The following is a 26,377-nucleotide window of genomic DNA, read 5'->3' as shown; positions in this document are numbered from 1 at the left end:
TCCTTACTTGATGGCGCCGGCGGCGATGCCGGCAACGAAATGGCGCTGCAGAAGCACGAACACGACGAGCATTGGCGCCGTCAGCATCACCGCGCCCGCCATGATGCCGCCCCAGGACACCTTGGTGAGACCGATCAGCGTGCCGAGCGCCACGGGCGCGGTCATCGCGCCCGGCTTGGAATTGATCAGCAGCGGCCAGAGATAGTTGTTCCAGGAGGCAAGGAAGAGGATGATGGCGAGCGCCGCCAGCATCGGCCGCGCCAGAGGCAGTGCGACGAACAGGAATATCCGCCATTCCTTGACGCCCTCGACCTTGGCGGCGTCGAACAGCTCGTGCGGCATCATCGAAAAACTCTGCCGCATGAAGAGCACGCCCAGCGAATTGAACAGCGGCGGCACGATCAGCGCCACCCAGGTGTTGGCGAGCTTGAAGTCGCGCGCCACCATGATGAATTGCGGGATCAGCACGACCGCATAGGGCAGCGTGATGGTGCCGAAGATGATGGCGACGACCATGCCCTTGCCGAAGAAGTTGTAACGCGCCAGCGCCCAGCCGGCCATCGAGGTCAGCATCACCGACAGGAAGGTATAGGTCACCGCCACCGAGACGGAGATGCCGATGGCGCCGATGAAATTGGTGCCGCGCTGCAGATTGCTGACATTGTCGAGGAAATTGCCATGCGGCAAAAGCTCGATGTCGGGGCTGAAGATGCCGTTGTCGGGCATCGTCGAAAAAACCACCATCATCCATAGCGGAAACAGCCAGACCAGTGCCAGCGGCGTCAGGAACAGATGCAGCGCGATGCTGCGTCCCAATCTGGCCTGGGAGCGGCTGACTCTTGAGTGCGAGGTCATTTCGGTTCCCTCGTCAGCCATATCTGCACCAGCGAAATGGCGATCGCCAGCCCGGCCATGGTGTAGGCGACGGCCGAAGCGTAGCCGAAATTGAGCGACCGGAAGCCCTGGCGGTAAAGCAGCAGCCCGAGCGTTTCGGTGCCGCCGCCCGGCCCGCCGCGCTCGGTGATCAGGAAGGGCTCGGTGAACAGCTGCATGGTGCCGATGATCGACAGCACGGCGCAGAACACGATGATCGGCTTGAGCAGCGGCAGCGTGATGTAGAAGAACTGTTTGACCTTGCTGACCCGGTCCAGGGTCGCCGCCTCGTAGACATCCTCGGGAATCGACTGCAGGCCGGCGAGCAGGATGATGGCGTTGTAGCCGGCCCAGCGCCACGTCACCGCCATCATGATCACCGCCATCGCCGGGGTGACATTGGTAAACCAGTCGACACTGGGCAGGCCGATGCTGTTCAGCAATTTGTTGATGATGCCGTAGTCGAGATTGAACATCAGCCGGAAAACCGCCGAATAGGCGACCTCGCCGACCACGACCGGCGCGAAGAAGGCAAAGCGGAACAGGCCACGGGCCTTGAGCAGTGGCGAATTCAAAAGCACCGCCATCACAATCGCCAGCGAAATCATCACCGGGACCTGGATGACAAGGATCAGCAATGTGTTCTTCAAGGCATTGAAGAAGGCCGGATCGCCGATCAGCCGGCCCCAGTTGAAGGTCGGCGCGAAGCGCCACGGCACGGTGCGCGTCGCCTGGAACGAGATCAGGAAGGAATCGATGATCGGCCACAGCCAGAAGATCGAAAAAATCAGCAGATACGGCGCGAGAAAGCGATACGCCGTGGCGTTCTGGTAGCGCATCGTTTTCCTCCTTTCTGCTTTCAAGTTCTTGCCTTCTCCCCTTGTGGGAGAAGGTGGATCGGCGCGTAGCGCAGAGACGGTTGAGGGGTGATGGCCGGAGTGCCGCCGGCGCCAAGCTGGAGCACCCCTCATCCGTCGCCTTCGGCGATACCTTCTCCCACAAGGGGAGAAGGGGAGCCGCGCGCTCGGAGCCGCCTCGTCTAGATCACGACTTGAACGGCAGGCCGGTCGCCGCGGCGATCTGGCTTGCGGCATCGTCGAGCGCTGCCTTGGCGTCGGGATAGCCGCCGGCCAGATATTTGGTCTGCACCGCGCGGATGATGATTTCGGCGTCGCTCTGGAACGGCGTGCCGCGGCTGGGGACGACCTTGGGCAAGGTGCCGAGGATGTCCTTCCACACGGCTTGGCCACCCCAATAGGGCAGGCCTTCGGAGACATAAGGGTCGTTGAGCGCCGAGATCAGCGACGGCACCAGGCCGAAGCCTTTCAGCATGGTGATCTGGCCCTCATTCGTCGCAAGCGTGTATTTCAGATAGGCGTAGGCGGCTTCCTTGTTCTTCGACACCGAGGTGATGGCGAGCGAGGAGCCGCCGAGATTGGCGGCGCGCGGACCGTCGGCGGTCAGGCTCGGCATCAGATAGACGCCCCATTTGCCTGCCCCATCGGGCGATTCGGTGCGCACGGTGCCTTCATACCAGCCGCCATACATCTGCGTGGCGACCTTGCCGGCGGTGTTGTTGGTGATCTTGGTGCTCCAGTCGGCAGAGGAAATGATGCCGGCATCCTTCATCTCCTTGATCTTGGTCATGGCATCGACGCATTTGGGCTGGTTGACCGTGATCGATTGCCCGTCGGCGGAGAAGTAGGCGCAACCCTGCTCGTTGGAGATCATGCGGAAGAATTCGGAATCGCCGTTGAAATCGGCGTTGGTCATCGTGACGCCGGGATTGGCGGCCTGGATTTTCTTGGCGGCGGCGATGAAGTCGTCCCAGGTCTTGATCGAGGACGGATCGACGCCAGCCTTCTCGTAGAAGTCGCGGCGGTAGAACATCGCCACTGGACCGGAATCCCAGGGCATCGCATAGGCCTTGTCGTCAACCTCGAGCTCGGTACGCTTGAAGTCGGGGAATTTTGCCTGGTCTTCCGCGGTGTAGCCGAGCGTATGCAGGTCGACGAAGCAATCCGGGAACTGGCTCCAGTAGTTTTCGGCTTCGCCGTTCTCGATCGTAACGATGTCAGGCAGCCCCTCGCCGCCGGCGGCACAGCCGGCGATTGATTTGTCGTAGGTCGGCTGGTTGCCAAGGTCCTCGACCGTCACCTTGATGTCGGGATACTGCTTGTTGAAGCCCGCTATGGTGGCCTTCAGCGACGAAGCGGCGATATTCCAGCTCCAGATCGTGATTTCACCGGACTGCGCAAAGGCCGGGCTGGAGCCCAAGGCAAGCGCGAGCGCGGCGCAGGTCAATTTTATGCGCATTGAAATCCTCCCATTTCAGTTGCTCTCTGTTTGCGAGCGTGGCTAGACTAGGCCTCGGGAAAGCCTTGTCCGCGACAAAGGGAATAAGAAATGAGCGGAAAGTAAGATGCCGGAAAGGCCGTTTTACCAGCCTGGCGCCAGCAGCGTGGAGGGCCTGCCGCTGCTGCTGCAGATGTTCCACACCCAGCCCCTGGTGATGCTAAAGCCGCATTGGCACGCCCAGGTCGAGGTGAATTTCATCGTGCGTGGCGCCGTGCATTACCGCATGGATGGGCACGGGCTTTCACTTTCTGCGGGTGACATGTGCCTGTTCTGGGGCGGCCTGCCGCACCAGATGGACGAAGCGTCCGATGATGCCATCTATGCCGGCGCGCATTTGCCGCTGGTGCATTTCTTCCGGCTGCATTTGCCCGTCGATGTCCGCAACAGGCTGATGACCGGCGCGACGCTGGTGACCGACGCCACCGACCGGTCGGACGACCACAATTTCGAGCGCTGGAATCGCTATGCCCGCTCCGGCGACCCGGTCAAGGCCGAGCATGCCGTCAACGAGCTTTTGCTGCGGCTGGAGCGGGTGCGCTTCGAGCCTTACCGGCTGGTGCCCGAAACCCCGGTCGAACAGGAGATAGGCAGTCCCTTCGATCAGCAATCGCTGCGCAATGTCGGGCGCATGTGCGACTTCATCGCCGAGAATTTCCTCTACGAGATCGATTGCGTCGACATCGCCGCGGCGGCCGATATCCATCCCAAATACGCCATGAGCATATTCAAGAAATCGACCGGCATGACGCTCAATGAATATGTGAACTTGCTGCGCCTCAGCTACGCGCAGGCGCTGCTGATGCATCAGGATGCCAATGTGCTGCGCGTCGCCATGGAATCGGGCTTCGGCTCGCTCAGTGCCTTCAACAAGTCGTTCCGCAAGCTTTCCGGCATGTCGCCGTCGGATTTCCGCAGGGGCGTGGCCGGCGCCAGATAACGGCTGGATTCAAGCGATAATATCCAGGCGCCTCGGCAGGCGGTTCATCGGCGACGGCCCGTTGGCGGTGATCAGGAACTGGTCCTCGAGATTGAAGCTGGCGAGACCGTCGATGTAGAGCGGGATTTCGAATGCCAGCACCATGCCGGCCTCGATCACGACATTGCTGTCGGCCGAGATGAACGGCCATTGCTCGGAAAAAACGGAATTGCCGACGCCGTGGCCGAAATGGCCGCGGCGATAGGAACGCAGGCCCTGGCGCGCCAGGCTTTCGCTGGCGGCGCGATGCACGGCGGCTAACGGCTTTCCGGGCATAAGCGCGGCAAGCCCGTCGGCGAAGGCGCGTTCGGCTATCGCATGCAATTCGGCCTGTTCGGGCGACGGCGGCCCGAAGGTGAAATTCCGCGACATATCCGAGGCATAGCCGTTCACGCTGCACACCATGTCGGCCTTCAGCGGATCGCCGGCGGCGGCGACGGCGTCGGCGCCTTTTGGGCGAGCGCCCAGCGTGACGTATTCCGCCGTCGAGATTTGCTGCGACGACCCGGCGGCTGCATCCGCGACGCCTTGCCGGTAAAGCGCGACCAGCTCAGACTGACGCATGCCGGTCGTCGCATGCTGCTGCAGCCGCGACAGGCCGGCTTCCGACAGGGCGATGCCCTGCTGCAGAAGGTCGATCTCGCTCTGCGATTTGATTGCCCGCAGCCTGTCGAGAACCGGCGAGCCGTTGACCAGGGCAGTGCCCGGCAACATTGCCTGCATCGCGGAAAAATCGCTGGCCGAGACGAAATCCAGCTCGATGCCGAGCGTCGCACGCTCCAGCCCGAATTCTGCGAGGATCGGTTTCAGCTCGCGGACGGAGCGGGCAAGCTCGAAGGTCGCCGGACGTGAAAAACCGGGGGCGCGGCCAACCAGGCCGGCCTCGATGCGCTGCGCAACAGGCCGGTCGGCCGTCGCCGGCTCGAGCGACGCCGATTCGATCCAGATCGCATGCGTGCGCAGCACGGCGCCGGCCATCGCCGCCCGGAGCCGGGCAGCCTGGAAATCCGCCACCACGACGCCGATCGGCAGGTCGCCTCGCTTGGGAATAACGACGAAACCGGCGCCGGCCCGCCGGAACAGGCCGGCCGGGCCGATCCAGGCACCGGTGGCATATTGGAACGCCTCGGGCTCGCAAAGCACCAGCGCCTCGATGCCGGCGCGCTGCATCAGGTCAGTTGCGCGCTCGCGGTCGACAAAGCCGGTCATGGGATCTCCTCGAATGCACTCGAATCCGACGCCGATGCGGCGGCGTTTGGCCTTAGCGTAGCTTCAGTGCCGCCGTGGAGCAGCTTTTTTCTGGAAGCGCTGTTCACCTTGAGAGTTCGTCGTCGGGAAACGAAAAAAGCCGCGGCGAACCACGGCTTTCAACGCGACAAGTGGTCTGTTTTTGGAATGCTTACTGGGTTTCGTCAGAGGTGTCGTCGGCAGTGTCTGCCGCGTCTTTCGCGGCCTTCCTGTCCAGCGCTGCCTGCAAGGCCAGCGTAGCCTGCGGTGAGGCCGGCGTCGTGGCAACGACCGCCATTGCATGAGCAACGCCGGTCGTCGACTTGTCCTTGGCCGCGGCGGAAGTGGCGGCTCCGTGTCCCTGCGAGCCGGCCCCGGCCGAGTTTCCGCCGTTACCGTTGCTGCCGCCATTGCCGTTGCCATTGCCATTGCCCCCGGGGGCAGCGAGTACCGGAGATGCGACAAGGGTGAGAGCGGCTACAGTCGCGAATAGACAGGTGCGCGTTTTCATAGTTCCTCCTTCGAGTCGCCCTCCCGCCAGGATGGGTTTCAGATGAAAAACGTCAGGACTTTCGAATCCGAAAGTCGGCTGTTACCTAGCTTTGTTCAAATACAGTATTCTACAAGACGGACCTTGGTCCGAAATCGATACGCAAAAGTCCTGGATTTTATCGACAGCGTACTTCGGACGACCGCAGCGGCGGGATTTTTGCTGCCGGCAGATCCGGCGCCGCTACAGCGCAGTGTGCGTCGGCTGACATCAGGCTAGGGTCGAGGAAACCTAGTTGCTCGACCATCGGTGAGAGCATTCAAGGCGATTGAGAAACATTCCACATCTCCTGAAGTTGGGAGCGCAGGTGCGCTTTTGAGGTGCCAAAATGTTTGATGCCGGCGGGCTTTTGGGAGGAAGCCATGATCCGCGTCACGCCTGCATTTCGTGTTTCGCGCCGCCGCGCGTTGCAGTTTGGCCTGGGAGCAACGCTCGCTTCGGCCACCGGCCTTGCCCCGGTTTCCCGGGCCTATGCGCAGGATGAGGTCAAAGACGAAGACATTTTTTTCCGGTTCGCCCTCAATCTCGAATATATGCGGAAGCCGAATATTACCTGCGCGGTACAACCGGAAAAGGGATCGAAGACTCGGATACTGGCCCGAAGGCCGGCGCTGTCGTTGGCGGCAAACAGGTCAGCTTTGACACGCCTGCAATCGGCGAGTTCATGTGCCCATGGCGTCCAAAAAGCTAGTGAGTTCAATTGGCTCGCCCGAAAAGAGTCGAACTCCTGACCCTTAGATTCTGGTCTGAGAAGTCAAGATCTAGGCGGTTCGAACGTGTCCCCTACTCCGTCAACGCTCCGGCTTCCCACCGCCAAGGCACATCATGGTTTAGGAGCTTGGCTTAGACGCTCGAAGTGAAGTACCCAGCCCATACCTTATTCCATTCTGGAGTTTCCACGTTTTTCGCAGCGGTCAAGGCCGCCGAGAATCCGAGATGGTCAATACCAGTGAAATGATGCAGGTTCTTCTGGACCACGTGGCAAGCAGGCCGCTGAGCAGACGTAGCTTCCTGGTTTCAGCATATGGACCCTCTTTGTAATACGAATTGAAAATTGCGCCCTCATGTTTCAGAACAGGTCGGTAGACCCGCGAGGATGATTTCGAATCCTGCGGGTCGCTCACGGTCCTCAAGGCGAGAATTCTAAGAGACGTTCAACAATGACCCAGCACGCAGAAAACGCTCGAATTCTCATGTACAGCCACGACACGTTCGGGCTCGGCCATTTGCAGCGCTGCCGGACTATCGCGCATTCGCTGGTCGAGGATTTCCGCGGACTTCAGGTGCTCATCATTTCGGGTGCGACTATCGCTGGCGCCTTCGATTACCGCGCCCGTGTCGACTTCGTGAAGATCCCCAGCGTCATCAAGCTGCGCAACGGCGAATACACCTCGCTGGAAAAGGACATCGATCTGCATGAGACGCTAAGGATGCGCCAGTCGATCATCCGCCATACAGCTGAGACCTTCCGGCCCGATATCTTCATCGTCGACAAGGAACCGCTCGGCCTGCGCGGTGAGATTGAGGACACGCTGTCCTACCTCAAGACGCGGGGCACCACGCTGGTGCTTGGCCTGCGCGAGGTGATGGATGCGCCGCATCTGCTCGAAGCAGAGTGGGCACGCAGAGACGTGATGCGCAAGATAGGCGTCTTCTATGACAAGGTCTGGGCCTATGGTCCGCCGGATTTCTACGATCCGTTGACGGGCTTGGATGTGCCCCCGGCTGTCAGGGCAAAGATGAGGTTCGTCGGGTTCCTGCAACGGAGCCTGCAGCGGAACGAGTTGCCCGGCCACCGGCCCGAGGGCGACTATATCCTCGTTACTACCGGTGGCGGCGGTGACGGCGCCGATCTGATCCACGACGTCATCGATGCCTATCAGCAGGATCCGCAATTGCAGCATAGAGCCCTGATCGTGCTTGGGCCCTACATGCCGGCGCGCAAGCGCAACAAGCTGCTCAAGAAGGGGTCCAAGATCCCTTACATCAAGATCATCGAGTTCGACAACCGCATGGAAGACCTGATTGCCGGCGCCAAGGCGGTAGTGGCGATGGGCGGCTACAACACCTATTGCGAGATACTGTCTTTCGACAAGCCGGCGCTGATCGTGCCGCGCGTCGAGCCCCGCCGGGAACAACTGATCCGCGCACGGCGCGCAGCCGAACTCGGCCTCATCGAGATGCTTTTGCCGGAAGAAGCCGAGGATTCCCGGCGGTTTGCCGATGCACTGAAGGTGCTGCCGGACCGGCCCCGCCCATCGCAGAGCAATCCGCATCTGACGCTGGAAGGGCTGCCTCATATTTCCGAAATCGTCGCGGAACTGCTCGACCGGCGGGCCGGCCATCACCTTTCGGTCATTGAAGGAATGACCTGAGTTGCAACACCGCAAGATCGTCGTGGTTCTGAAGGGTTATCCGCGGCTGTCCGAAACCTTCATCGCGCAGGAACTGCTCGGTCTTGAGCGTGCGGGGTTCGACCTGATACTCGTCGCGCTCAGGCGGCCGACCGACGAAAAACGCCACCCCGTGCATGACGAGATCAAAGCGCCCATCCATTATCTGCCGGAATATCTGCATGAAGAGCCGCTGCGCGTGCTTCGCTCGCTGTTTGCCTGTCTGCTGCGTCCGGGCTTCTGGCGCGCGCTCGGATCGCTGGCTGCCGATATGCCCCGCGACTTTACGCGCAATCGCGCACGGCGCTTCGGGCAAGCGCTCGTGCTGGCGGCCGAATGGCCGGAAAACGCAGGCTGGCTGCATGCACATTTCGCGCACACGCCTGCATCGGTGACGCGCTATGCCAGCCAGCTTCGTGGCCAGCCCTGGACCTGCTCTGCCCATGCCAAGGACATCTGGACTTCGGCGGACTGGGATCTGGCCGGCAAGCTTTCCTCGGCGCGCTGGACGGTCACCTGCACGAAAACCGGCTTCGACCGTCTGAAAAAACTCGCGAACGGCAACTCGTCTGTGCATCTGAGCTATCATGGGCTCGACCTTGATCGCTTCGGCAGTTTCGGCGAAGCGCGAAAGCAGCATGACGGCTCGGCTCCGGACGAACCGGTTGTCGTTCTGAGTGTCGGGCGCGCCGTTGAAAAGAAAGGTTACGATACGTTGCTGGAGGCCCTTGCCCTGCTGCCCGGCGATTTGGCGTGGCGTTTCGAGCATATCGGCGGCGGCGAAGAACTGGAACGGTTCAAGGCGCTGGCGCAAAAGCTCGGCCTGGATGGTCGCGTCTCTTGGAAAGGCGCGCTTGCGCAGGAGGAGGTGCTTGAGCACTACCGCCGCGCCGACATCTTCGCCCTGGCCTGCAGGATCACCGCAAATGGCGACCGCGACGGTCTGCCGAATGTTCTGGTGGAGGCGGCTAGCCAGCGGCTTGCCTGCGTGTCGACCGATATTTCCAGCGTGCCGGAGCTTTTATCGCCGGATGAAACCGGGTTGCTGGTTCCGACGGAAAACCCGATTGCCCTGGCACAGGCGCTGGAGCGCCTGATCCGAGATCCCGTGCTCCGCGACCGCCTCGGCGACGCCGCAGAGCGGCGCGTGCGCGCCAATTTCGATCACATGGCAAGCATTGGACAGCTCAAGGAACTGTTCGAGCGGGAGTGGCGGGCCGCCGAATGAAGCGGCTGCGCGCTTTCTTCTATGTCCAGCACTTGCTAGGCATCGGCCATCTCGCGCGCGCCAGCCGCATTGCGGCGGCTCTGGTCGATGACGGGTTTGACGTTACCGTCGTGACCGGCGGAGCGCCGATCGCCGGGTTTCCGGGACTGGGTGTACAATCTGTAACCCTGCCACCTGTCACCTCCGGTGATGAAGGATTTTCGGGACTTGTCGACCTGCAAGGCAACCCGATCGACGATGATTTCAAGAAATGGCGTTCAGAGATGCTGCTGCAGGCATTCCGGGATTGCAGGCCTGATATCGTCATTGTCGAGGCGTTTCCATTTGGACGCCGGCAGATGCGTTTCGAACTCTTGCCGCTGATCGAGGCGATCGACGCGACGTCGCCCAGACCGCTGCTGGCGACGTCCGTCCGTGATATCCTCCAGGAGCGCGTCAAGCTGGGCCGAAACCAGGAAACGGTCGATCTCATCAACAGGCATTTCGATCTTGTTATGGTCCACGGCGATCCGGCTTTCGCAACCATCGACAAGACATTTCCACTGGCTGGGGCGATCAGGGCCGAGGTCGCCTACACGGGGCTCGTTGCCGCGCCGCCATCGCCCGCGGCCTCCGAGCGCTTCGACGTTCTGGTGTCGGTTGGCGGCGGGGCTGCCGGAAAGAGCCTTGTCAGATCCACCATCGCAGCGGCGCGGAATGCCAACAACGCTTGGAAATGGTGCTTGATCACCGGCCCAAACCTGCCGAAAGACGAGTTTGACGCGATCGCACGCGATGCCACGCCAGGCCTGTCCATCTTCCGGTTCCGCGAGGATTTCGCCAGCCTGCTGACCGGCGCCCGCCTGTCAGTCTCGCAGGCGGGTTACAACACGGTCTGCGATGTCCTGCGCGCGGGTTGTCGCTCCCTGCTCGTCCCATTTGCAGCCGGCGGGGAAACCGAACAGACGGTTCGCGCCCTGATGCTCGAAGAACTCGGTCTTGCAACGGTGCTGATCGAAAAGGACCTGACGCCTGAAGGTTTGGCGCAAGCGATCGAACAAGCGCTTGTGGAACCGACGACATCCGCGCATCGTCTCGATCTGGAAGGCGCGCGTCGCTCCGCGCAAATCCTGCGCGAGCGGCATCGAACATGGTCCCTAAATGTGGGGCCCGGTTTCGGAAAAGTTCATGATTAAACAGACGATAGATCCTAGAGCGGTTCATCGTTTTCACGCAGAACCGCTCTGTCTCTTGTTTTGACGCAATTCCGGACGGAAAGCCGTTTCCACACTTTCCTGCAAATGCTCTAACGCGCGTCGCGCCTGGTGAGATTCGTGCGACGCGCTTCAAGTCCTGTTTTTATGCATGTCGTTTCCCAAACCGCTACGCGCTTTTGGGCGAAATGCGTTAAACAGTTCCAATCAGCATGAAGCGCGTATAATTTTTTGTCGGCAGTTCGCCGGAGAACCGCACCTCCCGTAGCGCCGCCATTTCTTCGAAGGCTGCAAGCGAAGCCACGCAGTTGATGTGCGTCGGCTCGCTGAAATAATCGTTCGATTGCAGCAGTACATTCGTGCCCGGCGGAAGCAGAGCAAGCCAGGCGCGCAGATCGGCTATGTGTTCGCAGCTCGTATTGACCATCAGATCGGGCCGCCCGGCCGCATAGTCGAGTGCGTACATATCTGCCGTCAGCGCCCGGAACCGGTCGCCGGCTTCCCGGTTGAGGGTCCGGGCGACCGGCGCGACTTCGGGATCGATGTCGATGCTATCGACCGCCGCGATGTCGAAGCGGGCGTCGTTGAAAAGCATTGCCGGCAATACGCCGTACCATCCACCCAGAACCCATATGCGTCCGAAGCGGCCGCCGCCGCTTTCGAACAGCCTGTCGAGCGCCCACATCTTGCAGGCGACCTGCTTGTGGTTGAAGGCGTTGGCGATATCGGCCTTCGGATGCTTGGCGACGACCCGCGCCAGCCCTGCCACGAGAGGGCAGTTGACATAAGCAGCAATTCCCCGCGTGAGGTCTAAGGCTTGCTCGTGCCAGTCCATGGCATTGCGTGGTTGCGTGACATCCATCATAATTCGTCTTGTATGTTGGGATTTTGGGCGACACAACGCAATCTTGCCTCCCGCAAGACTGTTTGATTCCGCGGACGTGATCATGCTGCAAGCCGCTTGGCTATTGCCCGGTGCCGGAGAGAGCCTGTTGCATCTGTCCGGATCATCGGCGTCCATCCGCCAGCACCAGCCGCGCAGCTGCGGCCTCGTGCCGCTCGGCTGTTCGCCAAAGCCCTACGAAAGCCGCGGACCGTTTGGCCAGCCGCTGTCTTCGCCGATCAACAATGCCCATGTCGATGCCATCGACCATGCGTCGGAACTGGATCGCGCCGCCTCGCAGGTTTCTTGCATCGTTGAGCGCAGGACAATGTCCGTGCACAGCAGCTTCGAGCTTGTCGTTGGCGATGAAGAAATTGCCGATACGCCATTCGCCAGCAGGTGCTTTTACATCCTGCATCCTTCCAACTGAAGGGTCCACAGTCGCATATGGAAGCCAGCCTAGCCCGCTATATCTGGACGCACACCAAGAAGCAGCAACTCTGGATATTGATGATCGTCGTGCTTTCGATGATCCCGTATTTCATGTCCTTCGACCTGCCGAAGCTGATCGTCAACGGACCGATCCAAGGTCGCGGCTTCGAGCAACCGGGCGCGACCCAGCCATTCATGAGGCTACACTATAACCTGCCGTTCGTTGGAGAGGTCCAGTTCTTCTCCGGTTTTCAGCTCGACCGCAAGGAGACCCTGTTTGCCCTGAGCCTTGTGTTCCTCTTGCTAGTCGTCATCAACGGCCTGTTCAAATTCTACATCAACACCTACAAGGGCCGCCTCGGCGAACGCATGCTGCGGCGTATCCGCTTCGATCTGGTCGACCGTGTGCTGCGTTTTCCGCCGGTTTATTTCAAGCGGGTGAAATCCGCCGAAGTGGCGACCATGGTGAAGGACGAGGTGGAGCCGCTGGGCGGCTTCATCGGCGACGCCTTCCTGCAGCCGGTACTGCTCGGCGGCCAAGCGCTGACGGCCATGCTGTTCATCATGATCCAGAACGTCTGGCTCGGAATGATAGCGGTCGTGATCGTGGCGATCCAGATCGTGCTCATCCCGCGAATGCGGCGGCGGCTGATCGTGCTCGGGCGCCAACGGCAGTTGACCGCGCGCGCGCTTTCGGGCCGGGTTGGCGAAATCGTCGACGGCATCGGCGCGGTTCACGTCCACGATACATCAAACTACGAGCGCGCCGACATAGCTGCCCGGCTCGGGCTCATCTTCAAGATCCGCTTCGATCTTTACCAATGGAAATTCATGGTGAAGTTCCTCAACAATTTTCTCGCGCAGCTCACGCCCTTTCTGTTCTACATGATCGGCGGGTATCTGGTCCTCGAGGGGCGGCTGGACGTCGGCCAGCTCGTGGCTGTGATCGGCGCCTACAAGGACCTGCCCGGACCGATGAAGGAACTGATCGACTGGGATCAGGATCGGCAGGATGTCCAGGTCAAATATCAACAGGTCGTTGAACAGTTCACCGTCGAGGGTCTCATCGCGCCGAAAATCGGGGCATTGACGATCGACGATCCCGATCCGATGACCAAGCCGCTGTCGGCGATCAATCTGTCCGTAGCAGACGATGGCGGTGCAATGCTCCTCAACCGTATCTCCCTCCAGGTCAAGCCGGGTGAGACGGTGGCACTGGTCAGTACCGCAACAGGTGGAGCGGAGGCGCTTGCAGAAGCCTTCGCGCGGCTGACCTGGCCGGACAGCGGAAGGGTCGCTTCGGGCACCGACGACCTGCTTGAACTCCCCGAAGCAGTAACCGGCCGGCGCATGTCGTATGCCTCGTCGGATGTTTTCCTGTTCCAGGCAAGCCTCCGCGACAACCTGCTCTACGGGTTGAAGCATGCACCGCTGACATCGGTGCCTTATGACGGTGCTGCGGCAGATCAGCAACGCTGGAACATTCACGAGGCGCGCCGGTCGGGCAATCCGGATCTTGATATCCACAGCGACTGGATCAACTATGCTTCCGCTGGCGCTACCGGCCCGCACGACCTCTTTGAAGCCGTGCGCCGGGTGCTCGACGCGGTTGTTCTGTCGCGTGACATTCTGGATCTCGGCTTGCGCTCTTCGGCCGACCTCACGCGTCACACGGAGCTTGCCAGGCGGATCGTCGAACTGCGTGCGGCGCTGCGGACCCGGCTGGAACAAGAGGGGCTGAGCGGACTGGTGGTTCCTTTCGAACCGGGCGCCTACAACAAGGAAGCAACGATCGGCCAAAACCTGCTCTTCGGTGCTGCCGCCGGCCCCGAACTGGCCGACAGGGCCCTGGCGGCCAATCCCTATTTTGCTTCCGTGCTGAGGCAAGCCGGCCTCGACCGAACGCTCTACGAAATGGGCTTGGAGATCGCCAAACAGGCGATCGAGCTGTTTGCCGACCTGCCGCCCGATCACCAGTTCTTCCAGCAGCTCGCCTTCATGAGCGCGGAGGAGATACCCGCCTACGAAACCTTGCTGCAACGACTCAAGAACCGTCCCTACGAGGCGGTTTCGGAAAACGATCGCGCCATGATCGTTACCTTGAGCTTTGCCTACATCGAGCCCCGGCACCGCTTCGGCCTGCTGAGCGACGAGCTGATGAGCAAGATCGTCGCTGCACGCAACCGGTTCTATGAAGACCTGCCGCCCGAGCTGCACAATGCGGTCGAACGGTATGATCCTGCCAAATACATTGCCGCGGCCACCGTCATGGATAATGTCCTGTTCGGGCGTGTGGGCAACAATCATCCGGACGCGCCCGACCGCATACGCTCCATCGTCTATGACATTCTTGACGAACTGGGGCTTTATGGCGAACTTCTGGATGTCGGCCTGGACTTCAACGTCGGCTCCGGCGGCAGGCGCCTGACCGGTGGACAGCGACAGAAGCTCGATGTTGCCCGGGCCTTGCTCAAGCGTCCCGATTTTCTCATTCTCAACCGGCCGCTGTCGGCGCTCGATCAGCGCATGCAGGATAAGGTGCTGCGAAATGTGCTCGAGGAAGCCAGGCGCGACGGCCATTCGCCGGCAATTGTGTGGGTCGTGACGAGTCCGGCAATGGCGATGATGTTCGATCGCGTTATCGTCTTCGACTCGGGTCAATTGGCGGAAGACGGAACACACGAGACACTTTTGGCAGGGAACGGTATCTTCAAGGAACTGTTGTCATAGAGCAACGGATATTCAGATGGGATCATTCTGCCGGTGCACGACATCCGGCTCGCCACCTTTCGCGTGGTTTGTCTCGCCATCCCGGAAAGAGAATTGATTCCATCGGGGCGTCCGTTGCTCTAGTCTGGCAAACGCGAATTTTGGAAGGTTTGCGACAATGCTGCTCAAGGATGAAGTTGGAATGCTGCAACGCGTTCCCTTGTTCTCTGCCATCGAGCCGACAAAGCTCAAGCTGCTTGCGTTCACATCCGATCGTGTGAGCTACAGCGCCGGCCAGATCCTTTTCCGGCAGGGCGACGAGGGAGACGCCGCCTATGTCATCCTTTCAGGCAGAGCGGATATTCTTGTCGATTCCGACAGCGGACCGATAAAAGTTGCCGAACTGGAGCCAAATTCGATCGTTGGCGAGATCGCCATATTGTGCAACAGCTCCCGCACTGCCACCGTCAGAGCGGCAAGTCCGCTGGAAGCCCTGAGAATCCGCAAGGATCATTTCCTGAGGCTTATGAGGGAGTTCCCGGAAATGACCATCGAGATATTGCGGGTTCTTGCCGATCGCCTAAGCCATACGACCGCGGATCTGATCGACGCACGAAGCGCCAAATAACGAAGGACGTGCGCTCGATCCTCGCCGTCGTGACGGCACTGTCCTCTCGCTGAGAAGATCACCCGGAGAAAGCCTGTCTGTCTCGCCTAGCAGCAGTTGTTTGGATATGATGGGCGAAGGGGTAGCATGGACGACAACGTTTTCCTGGTCAGGTTTTGGGGTGTCCGCGGCAGCATTTCGGTATCAGGCCCAGAATTCTCTCGCTATGGCGGCAACTCAATCTGCGTCGAGATGCGATGCGGTAAGCACACGCTTCTGTTCGACGCAGGCTCTGGCCTACGGCCTGCCGGCGCGGCGCTTCAGGCGTTGGGCGTGACCGATTTCGACCTGCTTTTCACCCATTGCCATTACGATCACATCATCGGGCTGCCGTCTTTTGCGCCGATCTATGATCGGGGCGCCAAGGTTACGCTTTGGTCCGGGCATCTTGCAGGACACATGACGACCCGGCAGATGGTCGATGAGTTCATGCGGCCGCCGTGGTTTCCGGTGAAACTGGAGGCCTGCAAGGCAAGCCTCGACTATCGCGATTTCGTATCCGGAGACGTGCTTCGCCCGCGCGAAGGGGTGGTGGTCCGAACCGGCAGTCTTATGCATCCGGGCGGCTGCATAGGCTACCGGGTCGAATGGGGTGGCGGCGTCGTGGCGGTGATCACAGACACTGAGCACGACCCGGACAAACTCGATCAGACGGTGCTCGGCCTGATCGAAGATGCCGACCTTGTCATCTACGATTGCACCTACACCGAGGAGGAAATGGAACGCCGCCGCGGTTACGGGCACTCGACGTGGCAACAGGGCGTCAAACTCTGTGAGGCGGCAGGTGCGCGGAGGCTTGCGCTGTTTCACCACGATCCGACACGCACCGACAAGGAACTGGACAAGATCCAGAAACTGGCCAAGGACAGGTTTACCGGCGCTTTTGCCGCGCGGGATGGCCAGACGCTCAACATTCCAGTCTCATTGCGCAAAAAGCGCTGAGCTATTTTCCTCTATCTCTTTGTCTTGACGCAATTCCGGACGGAAACCGTTCACACTTTCCTGGAATTGTTCCACCGGCGCTGCGCCCGATCAATGTCCTGATCGGAAGCCATGCGCAGGCTTCAGTCTTTGCGGTGACTGTGAACAGCCGTTCGAGGAAGAGCCAGGCCGATTCATCATGTACGAGATGGTGGGTGAGCAGGCCCACCGGTTCGCCCCTATCGAATGCATGCTGCAAGTGCGCGATGATAGCCTGAACCAATAGGCCATGATCGCGGCAGCCGTGCGTGCCATGCCAATCCATGATGTCGACATTGCTGTTGATGACCGCAAGTGAAGCCGGCCTTGGCGGCCCATAGACCGACAATGCCGAAAATCCTATCGATCCAAGGTCGGATACCAAGCCGGCGTCGATCCTGTTCCAGGGTGGTACCAGCATCGGAACAGCACGTGCGCCGTGCAGGCCGGTTACGTGCGCCAGCCCGCGAGCCAGATCATCGAGCACCGCCTCGCGTGGCCGATGCGCGCCGAGCTCCTGCTTCTTCTGGTCCTCGGGCGCATGATTTCGGTGCGCCCAGCCATGGATGGCGACCGTGGCATGCGGCGCCTCGTCAAGCCGAACGACAAGCTTCTCGTCAGTCAGGGCGGGAATGACGGCCAGAGTCACCGGAACCGCGAATTCACCGGTGAGGTCGAGCAACCGATCAAGCGCAGGCGTCGGATCCACGGCGTCATCGTCGCGCAGCCAGAACTCTGCCTTACGGTCCGCCCGTTGCCGGCTCGCCAGTTCCTCCACCAAGGGTTGCCAGATCTGATCGGATGTCATGAGACCGGGATCTTTGCAAGAAGTTCGGCCAGACGCGCCGCCGCAGCACCGATAGAACGTTCTTCGAGGATGAAACGTCTGGCTTCTGCGGCCATGATGGATCTTTCGTCGTTACGGGCCAGAAGCCTTTCAATGGCAGAAGCGAACGCCGCCACATCGCCCGGCGGGGTGAGAAACCCGGCCTGGCCATCCCGCACGACCTCCGGCACGCCGGCGATGTCCTGAGCCACAACCGGAAGGCCGGCGGCCTGTGCTTCAAGATAGGCAACGCCATAGGCCTCGCCGAAACCCGGCCAGACGTAAATTCCCCCACTGTAGAGGACATCCGGCACGGCGGCTGGCTCAATCGCGCCAAGCCATTCGATACGGTCGGCGGGCAAGCCGGCGAATTGCGCTTTGATCTCCTCGCGGGCAGGTCCGTCCCCGACGACCGACATCGTCCAGGGCAGGTGACCGATCGAACCGAGCGCCTGCGCCAGCATGCCATAGCTTTCGACTTTGTCGCCCGGGCGCATCATGGCGACGGTAACGAGGCGCGACGGACAACCCCGCGCCGGCGTTTCCCGGAATAGCGATGTGTCGATGAAGGGCGAAAGCATGCCGAAAGCGGCGTCGGGTACCGCATCTGCCAGTCCCTGACGATCCCTTTGCGTGAAGCAGATGTTCAGCGCCGCCTGTTCGACGGCTCGCGCCACCAACGCTTGCGTATCGGCCCACAAACCGGTGTTGCGCCGCCTCGAATAGGAGGCTTCCGCTGTCACATAGGGGACACCAAAGGCCAACGCCAGTTCGGGCCCGATCAGGTCGGGTGCCTTGTAATAGGGATGATAGGTGAACCACAGATCGGGCTTGCCGTCACGATCCCAAAGCCTTGCCAGCCGCGCGGCTTCCTCCCGGGCCTCGATCTTGAGCGCATCGAAACTTTTCGAATCCGGTTCGCGTAGATAGAAGCGCAATTCGGATGCCAATTCGACGCTATGCCTTCCATGCTCCAGTGCCTTGACCAGCATCCGTGCCATCTGGCGGTCGCCGGAGGCAACGGGATGATTGGGCGACTTCAGCGGCGCATAGAAGGCAATTCGCATCGCCGGACCCTATCATCGGAAAGCCTGCGCAAGTCAAATTCGAAGCATGATCGACTTCACCCTCAAGCACTGGAATGTGCTATCTGATACTCATGGAAACAGCTGCCGCGTCCGATCCGTTTGTTGCTTCTCTGCCGGTCTTCGCAAAGTTCGAAAGCGTTGCCGATATCGATAACTATCGGCCTCTCCCCGATGGCTGGGCGCTGGCCACCGCAGACATCGTCGGCTCGACCAAGGCGATCGAGGCGGGGCGCTATAAAACCGTCAATATGGCCGGTGCCAGCGTCATTTCGGCGCTGCTCAATGCGCTGGGTAGGCAAGATCTTCCCTTTGTCTTCGGCGGCGACGGTGCGCTCGTGGCGTTTCCCGGCTCGGCGCTGGAGATCACCCGCAACGCGCTGGCGGCTGTCCAGAGATGGGTGGCGGACGAACTGGACCTGACCTTGCGTGCCGCAATCGTGCCGATAAAGGATATAAGAGCGCAAGGCCTCGACGTTCGCGTGGCGAGGTTCCAGGCCTCCGATGCGGTCTTCTATGCCATGTTCGCCGGAGGTGGCGGCAGTTGGGCGGAAGCCGAGATGAAAGCGGGGCGCTACCGCATCGATCCTGCGCCGGCCGGCGCGCGGCCGGACCTGACCGGCCTCTCGTGTCGCTGGAACCCGATCGAAGCCCGGCATGGCGAAATCGTCTCGATCATAGCCATACCGGGGGCGTCGCGCGACTTGCGCGGTTTTCAGTTTCTGGTTTCCGACATCATCGCCCTTGCCGGCAGGCAGGAACGCGATGGCCACCCGGTGCCGGTGAACGGGCCGGACTACAGTTTGCTGCCCGCCGGCCTCGATATCGAGGCGCGGGCCACGGCGCCGGCAGGACGGCGGTGGCTGTCGAAGCTGTGGATAGTGTTCCTGATGACGCTTACGGCTGTTACGGATAGATATGGCTGGACGATCGGCAGATTCGATCCGAAGATCTACAAACGCGAAGTGGCCAGCAATTCGGATTTCCGGAAGTTCGACGATGGCTTGAAGATGACCATCGACGTTGACGCGGATGTGTTGCAACGGATCGAGGACCGGCTGAAACAGGCGGAAGAGGCGGGCATCTGCAACTATGGCCTGCACCGCCAGAAATCGGCCTTGATGACATGCCTCGTCGCATCGCCGCTGCAGCGCGATCACGTTCATTTCATCGATGGCGCCGCCGGCGGCTATGCGATGGCTGCCGCAAGCCTTAAGGCGAAGGTGCCGGTCTGACGCTTGCGGACATCGATTTTCCGCAATATGCCTCGGGGCTCTTGTGAGCGGTGAACCTCACCATGGAAGCGGACGGCCTGTCCGAATTAACAGAAAGCAGATTGTTGGACGCCTCACGATCGATATATGACCGTCTTCTGACCCGGATTTCGACGCGCGCCGCGCAAGTCGGCGTGATCGGACTGGGCTATGTCGGGTTGCCGCTGGCGGTTGCGATCGCACGCGCCGGCTTCCCGGTTTCCGGCTTCGACATCGAAGGCCAGAAGGTCGAGAGCCTGAACAACGGCCAATCCTACATCGAGGCGGTGACGTCGACAGCTCTTGCCGGCCAGGTGGCAAGCGGACGGTTCCGCGCCACTGCGGATTTTGCCGAACTGGCCGTCTGCGATGTCATCATCATCTGCGTTCCGACACCACTGACGAAACACCGCGAGCCGGATCTCTCCTTTGTCAGGAACACCGCAGGCACCATCGCGAAGCATCTGCGTTTCGGCCAGCTGATCGTGCTGGAATCGACCACCTATCCCGGCACCACCGACGACGTGATCAAGCCCATCCTGGAAAAAACCGGCTTGCAGTCGAGAATAGATTTCTTCCTCGGCTTCTCGCCCGAACGCGAGGATCCCGGCAACCGCAGCTTTGAAGTCGCGACGATCCCCAAGGTCGTGGCAGGTGACGGCATTGAAGCGGCGACGCTCGTGCAGGCTTTCTACCATGGCGTGGTCAAGACCGTCGTTCCGGTTTCCACCACGGCGACCGCCGAGGCGGTCAAGCTGACGGAAAACATCTTCCGCTCGGTCAACGTCGCCCTCGTCAACGAGTTGAAGATCGTGCTCGGTGCGATGGGAATCGACATATGGGAGGTGATCGAGGCGGCAAAGACCAAGCCCTTCGGCTACATGCCTTTCTATCCCGGCCCTGGACTTGGCGGGCACTGCGTTCCGATCGATCCCTTCTACCTGACGTGGAAGGCTCGCGAATACGAACTGCCGACCCGCTTCATCGAGCTGGCGGCAGAGATCAACACGGCCATGCCGCGTCATGTGGTCGATGAACTGGCGAAGGCGCTGGACCGGCGCTGCGGCAAGGCGCTCAGCCGCTCGAGCATTCTCATCATCGGGCTCGCCTATAAGAAGAATGTGCCCGACATCCGCGAAAGCCCCTCATTGCGGCTCATTGAACTCATCGAGGAATGGGGCGGCAAGGCGGAATTCCACGATCCGCATGTTGCCGAAATCCCGGCCACACGGGAGCATATGGCGATCAAGGGGCGTCGCTCGGTCGAATTGACCGAGGCGGCCTTGAAGGATTTCGACGCTGTCGTCGTTGCAACCGACCACGACGCGATCGACTATCAGGCGATCGCGGATCACGCTCTACTGATCGTCGACACACGCAATGTTTTTGGCCGCCTCGGGCTAGCCCGAGAGACGGTGGTGAAGGCCTGACGGCGTCCGAGCCGGCGAATTTGTGGCAGATCAAGGAGATTTCGAGATAGCATGAGCACAGCGCAAGCAGAAATTTCTGCCATTCTCATGGATAAGGTTGCCGATTGGCTGACCCAATCGGCGTTGGCGGGCAACGACCTGGAAACATTGGTAAGGGGCTTTTGTGAACGGCTGGCTGCTGCCGGCCTGCCGTTGAAGCGGGTGCATTTGAGCTTTTCGATGCTTCATCCGCTTTATGACGCGCTCGGCTTCACCTGGCTCCGCGGCCAGGGCCTGGAAGTGGAAGGCTTCCGCAAGGAGAACGGCGTTCATTCCGACAGATTCCTGACCAGCCCATACTACCATCTGCTCAGCCACAAGCTGGACCATCTGCGGCGCCGGCTCGACCCGTCGGTGCCGTCGGAATTTCCTGTTTTCGATGACCTCAAGCTGATGGGCGTCACCGATTACATGGCTTTTGTCCATCCCTTCAGCGGCAACACCAGTCAGGGCATGATCGGGTCTTGGTCCACCGACAGTGCTGCAGGCTTCAGCGACAGCATGATTTCGGCGCTGCTGCGCATCCAGAACCATCTCGCTATCGCAACCAAGATGGCGGTGCTCACCAAGCTTGCCGATAACATGATGACCACTTATCTCGGCGGCGACGCCGGCAGGCGCGTGCTCGAAGGCCAGATCAAGCGCGGCGAGGGTGATACAATCCGGGCGGCACTGGTCATGGGCGACATGCGCGGGTCGTCAAGACTTGCCGAAACCTCCGGCCGCGAAGTCTATATCGATACGCTGAACCAGTTTTTCGACGCCGCTGCTGCACCTTTCAATCGCAAGGGCGGGCAGATCATGAGTTTCATAGGGGATGGCTTCATTGCCGTCTACCCTTGCGCAAGGCACCGTTCGCAGTCCGAGATCGCCTGCCAGGCTGCTCTTGCGGCAGCGCACAAGGCCACCGCGCGCATGATGGATCTCAATCTGCGCAGAAAGCAGCAGGGATTGAGCGACATAAACTATGGTATCGGCCTGCATGTCGGCAATGTGATGTTCGGCAATGTCGGGCTTACCGACCGGCTCACATTCTCTGTCTTCGGCTCGGCTGTAAACGAGGTCCAGCGCCTCCAGACCCTGACCAAGAAATATCCGCACAGCGTTCTCGCCAGCAAAGACTTCGCCAGCTATTGCGGCGCCAACAACTGGCTGGCGCTCGGCATGGAGGAACTGGCGGGCATCAGGCAGAAGCTAACGGTGCTTTCACCCGATTTGTCGGGTGCTCTCGCACTCGATGAAGACGGTGCGCTGGAGCCGATTTACGACCGAATATCGGACGCCGAGCAGGTCATGCTGCTTCATCGCAATGCCGCGCGGCCGTCCGCGGGCGACCCGAGGAAGCTCCAGTAACCGCCACGATCTGATCCGAACGCGTTTGGTATGCAGTTCGGTCGCCGGTTCCGCCAGGGAACTGGCGACTGTTCGAATCCAAGTTGCTCTAGGCTGGCAATGCGTTAGTCTCGCCTTCTGGACGTGCCAGAGTGGGGGCTGGTGTGAGAATGAATTTGGGCGTTGATCTGCTGCGGATCGAGGATGTTGGCATCTCTTTTGCCATTATAGGGGGACCGTTGCATGCTGTCAGGCGTGCAAATCTTCGCGTCCTGCCCGGCAAGGTTACCGCGCTTGTGGGCGAGTCCGGCTCCGGAAAATCGGTTCTCAGCCAGGCAGTGATGGGCATTTTGCCGAACACAGCCCATGTTCGCGGCCGTATCCTGTTTTCCGATCCAAAAAAGCCCGGTACGACGCAGGATATCCTGCAGATGCCGCGTGACGGAACCGAAATCCGGGCGTTGAGAGGCAGCCGCATCGGCAAGATATTTCAGGAGCCGATGACATCGCTGTCGCCGCTGCATACGATCGGCAATCAGGTCAGCGAATCACTGCAGATTCATACGCCCATGGCCCGGGTGGAGCGCAAGGCGCGGACCGAGGAAATGCTCGGCCTTGTCGGCTTTCCCAACCCCAAGCGCGCCTATGACATGTATCCCTTTGAACTTTCGGGAGGATTGCGTCAACGCGCCATGATCGCCATGGCGCTTATCTGCCGGCCCGCCCTGTTGATCGCCGACGAGCCGACGACGGCGTTGGACGTGACCATCCAGGCGCAAATCCTGCAATTGCTGCGCGAGCTTCAGACGAAGCTGAACATGGCGATGCTGCTGATCACGCACGACCTTGGCGTAGTCGCCAATGTCGCCGACGAGGTGGTGGTCATGTACCATGGCGAGATCATGGAAGCGGGACCCGTGGAGGCGATATTCCGCCGGCCGGGCCACCCTTACCTGAAGGGCCTGATGGCAGCCGTTCCGCATTTCGACCTGAAGCCCGGCGAAAGGCTAAAGGCGCTCCGCGAGGTGCCGGTGAATGTCGGGAACCTGCTCGGCAAGCAGACGGCGCCGGCATCGAAGGGGCCGAACGACCTCCTGCTATCGGTCAGCGATCTGACAAAGACCTTCACGATCCGCAAGTCCGGATGGTTCGGCGGAGATCATCAAACCTCTGTTCGCGCCGTGGACGGCGTGAGCTTTGATATCAGGCGGGGTGAGTGCCTGGGTCTTGTCGGCGAAAGCGGCTCCGGCAAAACCACCGTCAGCAAGATCCTCATGCGGGCTGTCACCCCTACCGGCGGCTCTGTGATCTTCAATGGCCGCGATGGTCCGATCGACGTCTTGGAAGCCGAGGGAGACGCCCTGCGCATGCTGCGCGCGAAAATCCAGATGGTATTCCAGGATCCGGTTTCGTCGCTTTCACCCCGCATGACGGTGGAGAACATTTTGAGCGAGCCGCTGGAAATCCATCGACGTGGCAATGCCGCGTCCCGACTCGCCACGGTCAAGAGCCTGATGCAGGCAATCGGGCTCGACCCGCGCTTCATAAAGCGTTATCCGCATAGTTTCTCCGGCGGGCAGCGTCAGCGTATCGGCATCGCGCGCGCGTTGGCGCTGGGGCCTGAACTCCTGATCTGCGACGAGCCGGTTTCGGCACTCGATGTCTCTGTCCAGGCGCAGATCCTGAACCTTCTGAAGGACCTGCAGAAGGAACTGGGCCTGACCTACCTGTTCATATCCCACAACCTCGCGGTGGTGGACTACATGGCAGACCGTATCGCGGTGATGTGCGGCGGGCGTATCGTCGAGCTCGCGCCGCGCGAAATTCTGCTTAGGAAACCGGTCCACCCCTACACGCGCTCATTGGTCGCCGCAGTACCTTTCCCCGATCTCGACAGGCCGATGGATTTCAAGACGCTGAAACTCAGCGGCGCTTCCGACACCAGCGCATGGGGACCGCAATTCCGCGACGAGGGCGACGAGGATATGCTGTCGCCGCTCGATCTTGGCGGCGGCCACCTCGTGCTGGCCCGACGTTCGGCCGATTTCAGCGAGCTACGCCATTGATCAGCCGGCGCACCGTCCTTGGACTCATGGCTTCGGCATTTCTGCCGGGCACGTTGCGCGCCGGCGATCTGGAGCCGGAATTTCTTGAGCCGCAGCTGAAGGCCAGAGCGCTGCCGGCACTCGCCGAACGCCTGCCCAAGCGCCCTCGCGCGTTGAATCTCGCCGCGATGGGCCGGCAGCCCGGCCAATATGGCGGCACGCTGCGCACGATCATCGGCAGCCAGAAAGACATCCGGATGATGACAATCTACGGGTACGCTCGCCTGGTCGGCTATGACGAAAAGCTTAACCTGCAAGCCGACATTCTCGAAAGTTTCGATGTAGCGGATGATCGTGTCTTCACTTTCAAGATACGAGAAGGACATAAATGGTCTGACGGTAGCCTGCTGACGTCGGAGGATTTTCGCTATTGCTGGGAAGATGTCTGGCTTAACGATGAGCTTTCGCAAGGCGGGCTCGCCCCGGCCCTGCTGGCGGACGGCAAGCCGCCACGCTTCGAGATCGTCGATCCGTTGACGGTCCGCTATAGTTGGGATGCGCCCAATCCCGACTTCCTGCCCAAGCTCGCCGCTGCTTCGCCCCTATCGCTTGTTCTGCCGGCCGCCTATCTCAAGCAGTTCCACAAGAAATACCAAGATCCATTCCGGCTCGCCGGCCTAATGAAGGAGAACCGGGCCCAGAAATGGACGCTCTTGCATATCCGCATGTCGCGGCAGTATCGCCCGGAGAACCCGGAACTGCCGACGCTCGATCCCTGGCAGAACCGGACCAAGCCGCCGGCTGAGCAGTTCGTCTTCGAGCGGAACCCGTTCTTTCATCGAATAGACGAGAATGGCCGGCAACTGCCTTATGTCGACCGGATTGTCATGAATGTCAGCTCGTCGGCGATCATTTCCGCCAAGACCGGTGCGGGCGAGAGCGACCTGCAAGGCATGGGAATTGACTTCACCGATTACTCCTTCCTGAAGGATGCGGAGAAACGCTACCCGGTGAAGATGCATCTCTGGAAACGCACACAAGGTTCGCGGCTGGCGCTGCTGCCCAATCTGAATTGTGCCGACCAGGTGTGGCGTGGCCTTTTTCGTGACGTGCGCGTGCGCCGCGCACTTTCGCTCGCTGTGGACAGGCGCGAGATCAATTTGGCTGTGTTCTACGGATTGGCGCAGGAAAGTGCCGATACGGTCCTGCCGGAGAGCCCGCTCTACCGGCCGGAATTCGCGAAAGCCTGGGTCGCCCATGATCCCGACCAGGCCAATGCCCTGCTCGACGAGGTCGGGCTTCAGGCGCGTGACGATGACGGCCTGCGGATACTCCCCGACGGACGCCCGGCGCAGCTCGTAGTGGAAACGGCCGGCGAAAGCACGCTGGAAACCGACGCGCTCGAGCTCATCACCGATCACTGGCGCAAGATCGGCATCGCCCTGTTCATCCGGACTTCGCAGCGCGACATCTTCCGCAGCCGCGCGCTTGGTGGCCAGATCATGATGTCGATGTGGTCGGGCATCGACAATGGCGTGCCGACCGCCGACATGAACCCCTACCAACTCGCCCCCACCGTCGATGACCAGCTGCAATGGCCGCTCTGGGGTGCTCACTACTTGTCCCGTGGCAAGGTCGGCGAAGCGCCCGATCTTCCGCCCGTGGTCGAGTTGATGGCTTTACTCAAGCGCTGGAACGCATCGACCGAAGCCACGGAGCGCGCCGAGATCTGGAATTCAATGCTTTCGATCTATACCGATCAGGTGTTTTCGATCGGCACGGTAAACGGAACGCATCAGCCGATTCTGGCATCCTCGCGGCTGCGCAATCTGCCTGACAAGGCGCTCTACGGCTACGACCCGACCGCCTATTTCGGTGTCTATATGCCGGATACATTCTGGCTTGGAGAGTCCTGAGC

21 protein-coding genes and 1 pseudogene are annotated in these 26,377 nt (G+C 60.7%); 14 read left to right on the top strand and 8 right to left on the bottom strand.

What is annotated here, in order from left to right:
- Window positions 1-3: 3 nt before the first annotated feature.
- The 3 genes from NKH90_RS21470 to NKH90_RS21460 form a co-directional block, all read right to left on the bottom strand.
- Window positions 4-855 carry a carbohydrate ABC transporter permease gene (locus NKH90_RS21470; RefSeq protein ID WP_023675945.1) on the bottom strand — a complete coding sequence of 284 codons (852 nt, stop codon included), beginning with the start codon at window positions 853-855 and terminating at the stop codon, window positions 4-6.
- On the bottom strand, window positions 852-1,712 hold the full coding sequence (locus tag NKH90_RS21465) for a carbohydrate ABC transporter permease (RefSeq protein WP_254817930.1): 861 nt from the start codon (window positions 1,710-1,712) through the stop codon (window positions 852-854). Before NKH90_RS21465 ends, NKH90_RS21470 begins: the two co-directional genes overlap by 4 nt.
- 205 nt (window positions 1,713-1,917) lie before the next feature.
- Window positions 1,918-3,189, bottom strand: a complete 1,272-nt coding sequence (locus NKH90_RS21460; RefSeq protein WP_352820757.1) for an extracellular solute-binding protein — start codon at window positions 3,187-3,189, stop codon at window positions 1,918-1,920.
- A gap of 106 nt (window positions 3,190-3,295) precedes the next feature.
- Between NKH90_RS21460 and NKH90_RS21455 the strand changes: the two genes are divergently transcribed.
- Complete coding sequence (locus tag NKH90_RS21455) at window positions 3,296-4,168, top strand: helix-turn-helix domain-containing protein (protein ID WP_352541929.1); 873 nt, start codon at window positions 3,296-3,298, stop codon at window positions 4,166-4,168.
- 9 nt (window positions 4,169-4,177) lie between these two features.
- On the opposite strand, the gene NKH90_RS21450 is transcribed toward NKH90_RS21455, so the two are convergent.
- Window positions 4,178-5,416: a M24 family metallopeptidase gene (locus tag NKH90_RS21450; protein ID WP_352820755.1), complete on the bottom strand. Its 1,239-nt coding sequence runs from the start codon at window positions 5,414-5,416 to the stop codon at window positions 4,178-4,180.
- A 190-nt stretch (window positions 5,417-5,606) separates the two neighbouring features.
- Window positions 5,607-5,945 carry a hypothetical protein gene (locus tag NKH90_RS21445; RefSeq protein WP_352820754.1) on the bottom strand — a complete coding sequence of 113 codons (339 nt, stop codon included), beginning with the start codon at window positions 5,943-5,945 and terminating at the stop codon, window positions 5,607-5,609.
- A 401-nt stretch (window positions 5,946-6,346) separates the two neighbouring features.
- Here NKH90_RS21445 and NKH90_RS21440 point away from each other — a divergent pair.
- From NKH90_RS21440 to NKH90_RS21425, 4 genes and pseudogenes are all read left to right on the top strand, one after another.
- A pseudogene (locus NKH90_RS21440) lies at window positions 6,347-6,651 on the top strand (ferritin-like domain-containing protein); the annotation flags it as partial.
- 493 nt (window positions 6,652-7,144) lie between these two features.
- Window positions 7,145-8,359, top strand: coding sequence for a glycosyltransferase family protein (locus NKH90_RS21435; protein WP_352450264.1), 1,215 nt, complete (start codon window positions 7,145-7,147; stop codon window positions 8,357-8,359).
- Window position 8,360: 1 nt separating this feature from the next.
- Window positions 8,361-9,605, top strand: a complete 1,245-nt coding sequence (locus NKH90_RS21430) for a glycosyltransferase (protein ID WP_352820753.1) — start codon at window positions 8,361-8,363, stop codon at window positions 9,603-9,605.
- On the top strand, window positions 9,602-10,780 hold the full coding sequence (locus NKH90_RS21425) for a glycosyltransferase family protein (protein WP_352820752.1): 1,179 nt from the start codon (window positions 9,602-9,604) through the stop codon (window positions 10,778-10,780). The genes NKH90_RS21430 and NKH90_RS21425 overlap by 4 nt, the downstream gene beginning before the upstream one ends.
- A 211-nt stretch (window positions 10,781-10,991) precedes the next feature.
- Here the strand turns inward: NKH90_RS21425 and NKH90_RS21420 are convergent, their stop codons facing one another.
- Window positions 10,992-11,660 (bottom strand): class I SAM-dependent methyltransferase, encoded by a 669-nt coding sequence (locus tag NKH90_RS21420; RefSeq protein ID WP_352450272.1) that lies wholly within the window; start codon window positions 11,658-11,660, stop codon window positions 10,992-10,994.
- A gap of 85 nt (window positions 11,661-11,745) precedes the next feature.
- Here NKH90_RS21420 and NKH90_RS21415 point away from each other — a divergent pair, with 85 nt between their 5' ends.
- The 4 genes from NKH90_RS21415 (at window position 11,746) to NKH90_RS21400 (ending at window position 16,431) form a co-directional block, all read left to right on the top strand.
- The gene (locus tag NKH90_RS21415; RefSeq protein WP_352470896.1) at window positions 11,746-12,111 is read left to right on the top strand and encodes a hypothetical protein; all 366 of its coding nucleotides are present in this window, start codon (window positions 11,746-11,748) and stop codon (window positions 12,109-12,111) included.
- A gap of 17 nt (window positions 12,112-12,128) precedes the next feature.
- Window positions 12,129-14,843 (top strand): ABC transporter transmembrane domain-containing protein, encoded by a 2,715-nt coding sequence (locus NKH90_RS21410; RefSeq protein WP_352500819.1) that lies wholly within the window; start codon window positions 12,129-12,131, stop codon window positions 14,841-14,843.
- A gap of 157 nt (window positions 14,844-15,000) precedes the next feature.
- A complete protein-coding gene (locus NKH90_RS21405) occupies window positions 15,001-15,450 on the top strand; it encodes a cyclic nucleotide-binding domain-containing protein (RefSeq protein ID WP_023675957.1) in 450 nt (149 codons plus the stop codon).
- 126 nt (window positions 15,451-15,576) lie between these two features.
- Entirely contained in the window at window positions 15,577-16,431 is an 855-nt protein-coding gene (locus tag NKH90_RS21400; RefSeq protein ID WP_352470894.1) for an MBL fold metallo-hydrolase, read from the top strand.
- 1 nt (window position 16,432) lies between these two features.
- On the opposite strand, the gene NKH90_RS21395 is transcribed toward NKH90_RS21400, so the two are convergent.
- Both NKH90_RS21395 and NKH90_RS21390 read right to left on the bottom strand, forming a co-directional pair.
- A complete protein-coding gene (locus tag NKH90_RS21395) occupies window positions 16,433-17,257 on the bottom strand; it encodes a polysaccharide deacetylase family protein (RefSeq protein ID WP_352820751.1) in 825 nt (274 codons plus the stop codon).
- The gene (locus NKH90_RS21390) at window positions 17,254-18,342 is read right to left on the bottom strand and encodes a glycosyltransferase family 4 protein (RefSeq protein ID WP_352820749.1); all 1,089 of its coding nucleotides are present in this window, start codon (window positions 18,340-18,342) and stop codon (window positions 17,254-17,256) included. The genes NKH90_RS21395 and NKH90_RS21390 overlap by 4 nt, the downstream gene beginning before the upstream one ends.
- Window positions 18,343-18,416: 74 nt before the next feature.
- Between NKH90_RS21390 and NKH90_RS21385 the strand changes: the two genes are divergently transcribed.
- The 5 genes from NKH90_RS21385 (at window position 18,417) to NKH90_RS21365 (ending at window position 26,375) form a co-directional block, all read left to right on the top strand.
- Window positions 18,417-19,595: a DUF3095 domain-containing protein gene (locus NKH90_RS21385; protein WP_352820748.1), complete on the top strand. Its 1,179-nt coding sequence runs from the start codon at window positions 18,417-18,419 to the stop codon at window positions 19,593-19,595.
- 104 nt (window positions 19,596-19,699) lie between these two features.
- Window positions 19,700-21,043 carry a nucleotide sugar dehydrogenase gene (locus NKH90_RS21380; RefSeq protein ID WP_352820746.1) on the top strand — a complete coding sequence of 448 codons (1,344 nt, stop codon included), beginning with the start codon at window positions 19,700-19,702 and terminating at the stop codon, window positions 21,041-21,043.
- 51 nt (window positions 21,044-21,094) lie between these two features.
- On the top strand, window positions 21,095-22,435 hold the full coding sequence (locus tag NKH90_RS21375) for an adenylate/guanylate cyclase domain-containing protein (RefSeq protein WP_352684409.1): 1,341 nt from the start codon (window positions 21,095-21,097) through the stop codon (window positions 22,433-22,435).
- Between the two features lie 149 nt (window positions 22,436-22,584).
- On the top strand, window positions 22,585-24,480 hold the full coding sequence (locus NKH90_RS21370) for an ABC transporter ATP-binding protein (protein ID WP_352614644.1): 1,896 nt from the start codon (window positions 22,585-22,587) through the stop codon (window positions 24,478-24,480).
- Complete coding sequence (locus NKH90_RS21365; RefSeq protein WP_023675965.1) at window positions 24,477-26,375, top strand: ABC transporter substrate-binding protein; 1,899 nt, start codon at window positions 24,477-24,479, stop codon at window positions 26,373-26,375. The genes NKH90_RS21370 and NKH90_RS21365 overlap by 4 nt, the downstream gene beginning before the upstream one ends.
- The last annotated feature ends 2 nt before the right edge of the window (window positions 26,376-26,377 follow it).

Origin of the sequence: Mesorhizobium sp. M0898 (assembly GCF_040319695.1) — a bacterium.
Classification (GTDB): domain Bacteria; phylum Pseudomonadota; class Alphaproteobacteria; order Rhizobiales; family Rhizobiaceae; genus Mesorhizobium.
The sequence above is the reverse complement of the archived record's forward strand: the minus strand, read 5'-3'. Positions and strand labels throughout refer to the sequence as shown.

Coding starts and splice junctions, on each gene's coding strand:
- NKH90_RS21470 (WP_023675945.1), bottom strand. CDS start 855: ATGACCTCGCACTCAAGAGTCAGCCGCTCCCAGGCCAGATTGGGACGC.
- NKH90_RS21465 (WP_254817930.1), bottom strand. CDS start 1,712: ATGCGCTACCAGAACGCCACGGCGTATCGCTTTCTCGCGCCGTATCTG.
- NKH90_RS21460 (WP_352820757.1), bottom strand. CDS start 3,189: ATGCGCATAAAATTGACCTGCGCCGCGCTCGCGCTTGCCTTGGGCTCC.
- NKH90_RS21455 (WP_352541929.1), top strand. CDS start 3,296: ATGCCGGAAAGGCCGTTTTACCAGCCTGGCGCCAGCAGCGTGGAGGGC.
- NKH90_RS21450 (WP_352820755.1), bottom strand. CDS start 5,416: ATGACCGGCTTTGTCGACCGCGAGCGCGCAACTGACCTGATGCAGCGC.
- NKH90_RS21445 (WP_352820754.1), bottom strand. CDS start 5,945: ATGAAAACGCGCACCTGTCTATTCGCGACTGTAGCCGCTCTCACCCTT.
- NKH90_RS21435 (WP_352450264.1), top strand. CDS start 7,145: ATGACCCAGCACGCAGAAAACGCTCGAATTCTCATGTACAGCCACGAC.
- NKH90_RS21425 (WP_352820752.1), top strand. CDS start 9,602: ATGAAGCGGCTGCGCGCTTTCTTCTATGTCCAGCACTTGCTAGGCATC.
- NKH90_RS21420 (WP_352450272.1), bottom strand. CDS start 11,660: ATGGATGTCACGCAACCACGCAATGCCATGGACTGGCACGAGCAAGCC.
- NKH90_RS21415 (WP_352470896.1), top strand. CDS start 11,746: ATGCTGCAAGCCGCTTGGCTATTGCCCGGTGCCGGAGAGAGCCTGTTG.
- NKH90_RS21410 (WP_352500819.1), top strand. CDS start 12,129: ATGGAAGCCAGCCTAGCCCGCTATATCTGGACGCACACCAAGAAGCAG.
- NKH90_RS21405 (WP_023675957.1), top strand. CDS start 15,001: ATGCTGCTCAAGGATGAAGTTGGAATGCTGCAACGCGTTCCCTTGTTC.
- NKH90_RS21400 (WP_352470894.1), top strand. CDS start 15,577: ATGGACGACAACGTTTTCCTGGTCAGGTTTTGGGGTGTCCGCGGCAGC.
- NKH90_RS21395 (WP_352820751.1), bottom strand. CDS start 17,257: ATGACATCCGATCAGATCTGGCAACCCTTGGTGGAGGAACTGGCGAGC.
- NKH90_RS21390 (WP_352820749.1), bottom strand. CDS start 18,342: ATGCGAATTGCCTTCTATGCGCCGCTGAAGTCGCCCAATCATCCCGTT.
- NKH90_RS21385 (WP_352820748.1), top strand. CDS start 18,417: ATGTGCTATCTGATACTCATGGAAACAGCTGCCGCGTCCGATCCGTTT.
- NKH90_RS21375 (WP_352684409.1), top strand. CDS start 21,095: ATGAGCACAGCGCAAGCAGAAATTTCTGCCATTCTCATGGATAAGGTT.
- NKH90_RS21370 (WP_352614644.1), top strand. CDS start 22,585: ATGAATTTGGGCGTTGATCTGCTGCGGATCGAGGATGTTGGCATCTCT.